Origin of the sequence: Phaeodactylibacter xiamenensis (assembly GCF_000759025.1) — a bacterium.
GTDB lineage: Bacteria > Bacteroidota > Bacteroidia > Chitinophagales > Saprospiraceae > Phaeodactylibacter > Phaeodactylibacter xiamenensis.
Genome location: NZ_JPOS01000124.1, coordinates 1 through 2305 on the forward strand (window position 1 = coordinate 1; position 2305 = coordinate 2305).

The 2305-nt window shown below is 34.8% G+C and carries 2 protein-coding genes; both read left to right on the forward strand.

Features of this window, described 5'->3' with window-relative positions; translation table 11 throughout:
• Positions 1-70: 70 nt before the first annotated feature.
• Positions 71-298 (forward strand): hypothetical protein, encoded by a 228-nt coding sequence (locus tag IX84_RS30095; protein ID WP_044230284.1) that lies wholly within the window; start codon positions 71-73, stop codon positions 296-298.
• 83 nt (positions 299-381) lie between these two features.
• A complete protein-coding gene (locus tag IX84_RS30100) occupies positions 382-2223 on the forward strand; it encodes a restriction endonuclease (RefSeq protein ID WP_044230286.1) in 1842 nt (613 codons plus the stop codon).
• Positions 2224-2305 lie beyond the last annotated feature (82 nt).

Below are 2305 nucleotides of genomic sequence, written 5' to 3' on the forward strand. Positions count from 1 at the left end.
CAAATTGGAGAATCAGAATCCTTAAATTGAATCAATTGAAAACCAAGAGATTAAAATCAGTTGAAAAGAATTGAATAGCCGCCTTTTGGTTGGTCCAGAATTTGAAATGGGCCCTTTTTTTGAAACGGTGAAAAGAATAAAGCGGCAACCCATAACAATGGCTACACTCAAGCTGGGTAAAAATCTACGATTGGAAAAAGAGAATGAAAAGGCCGCTGCAGTCAGCAAAAGCCAGGCTTCGCCAGTTTCGCCTTTTGCTGCCTGCGCTAGTATTGGTGAAATCAAACAAAAAGAGTAGATTTAGAATCCCAGCCTGCGTGTAGCCGGGTCGTTGCAGGCAATTTTTAGAAAAATCATATATTAGCTTTTAAAACTTTTGAAATGAAGCTAGAGCAGATTTTAAACTACGTGAACTCTTTTGAAAAGAACCCTTTCTTAAAGGTCATCGATAGTATTATTTCGAATAATCCAAAAGAACATAAAGAGGTTGATCGAATCTTAAATGAATTAGACGGTCAAATAAAGAATGCTGATAATAAGAGTGTTGCCCAAATTCTAAATCTTGTCGAAGATGAGTTTGCAGATCATATCAAGGAAGAGTTTTTAAATACTACATCTCAGCTAGATATTCTAATCGACATAATCATTCGAGACGGTAATTCTCTGATGAAGAGAGAATGGTTAGGTAAACTGTACGAAAAGGAAATCCAAAAGATCAAGAAGCGGATAAAATCTTTTGAAAAGAGTTTTGACGAGGAAGATAAAGACCCTAGGAATAGAGATTACGTAATTTATAAGAAGTGTTTAGAAACCGCATATAAAAATGATAGAGAGCATAATCAGGAAAGTAAAATCACGAGAGATGAACAATCAATTCTGAATACTTTAGCCTCATCTTTAGAGCTGTCACACGAGGAAATAAAGTTGATTAACTACTTAATCGTCCCATTACAAAAGATTGATGTCGATGAGATTATTAAGTATTTGTCCTCAACAGGTGTGATTTTTTATTCGAGAAAAAACCATCAAGTTTATGTTGCGGATGAGGTCATCAGAATATTGAGAAAAATCAGAGGAAAAGATGTTTCTGAAAAAGTCTTCAGAAAGGTGCTTAAGAAACTCAAAGATAGCCATATTAACCAACTAGCAAGAAAGCACAGTATAGATAGAAAGCTTTCAAGAGAAGAAAAGATAAAAGAAATACTGAACGAAGGGATAACTTTAACATCAGCTTTGATCAATGGTATATTCAGGGATGATGTAAACAAAACGGAGCGAAGAGCTACAATTAACGAGTTGATAGAAAAACGCCTAAGAATTGATGAAAAGATAAAAGGGGCTTCACTGGAAGCAAAGGTTGAAAACCTGATAACTTACTTTAAGAACCGTGAAAAGGATGGAGCTCTAACTATATCAGTGAATGGATATGAAAAGCTCCTGAAAGATGTAAAAGGCCATATCCCTAAGCTTAATAGCATAGTGAGAGAAGAATTTGAACTTCAAGAAGAAGATGTGTTAAAGGCTAAGTTTCTTCTGATGTATAATATCAGACCAAGCGACGTTCTTTACTTATTGACGGATGATGAAGTAAAAGATTTTTGTAATGCTCAATCAATATCTATACGAGGAAATGAGATACAAAACGTTCTTGATGAGTATAAAGATGTTGAAAATTTATTTATCGAGAATTATGAATTGATAGCGAGAAGGGATTTCAACTCACTCCAGGAAAATGGATTAGATGTCAAAGAAGCTGAAATAGGAGTTAAGTTCGAAGAAGTAACGAAATCAATTCTAAAGAAGTTAGGGTTCAATGTTGATGACGACTTAAGAGATTCGGTCAATACATCTAAAGACAAAGCTGATATAATCCTAAATGAGGGAGAGAACAGCCTTATAATTATTGAGTGTAAGTCTATAAAGGAGAAAGGTTACAATAAGTATTCCTCTGTGGCACGACAAGTTAAATCATACAAAAACAATGCAGAGAAAAAGGGATATGAGGTGATGAAGATATTCATTGTAGCCCCAGAATTTACGGACGAATTTATCAACGATTGTACACTTGATTATGAGTCAAACCTTTCATTGATTACGGCTGATACTCTGATAGAAATATATAATGTGTTTAAAGAATTTGGGCATAAATCATTACCAATATCTCTATTGATGAGAGATGTTTTGATTGATAAGGAAAGGGTTCTTAAATCATTAGAAAAATAGAAACTGCCTGCAACAATGGCTACATGTCATGCCGGTAAAAATCTTCGAGAGGAAAATGGAGATGGAAAAGCCGCTTCGCTAG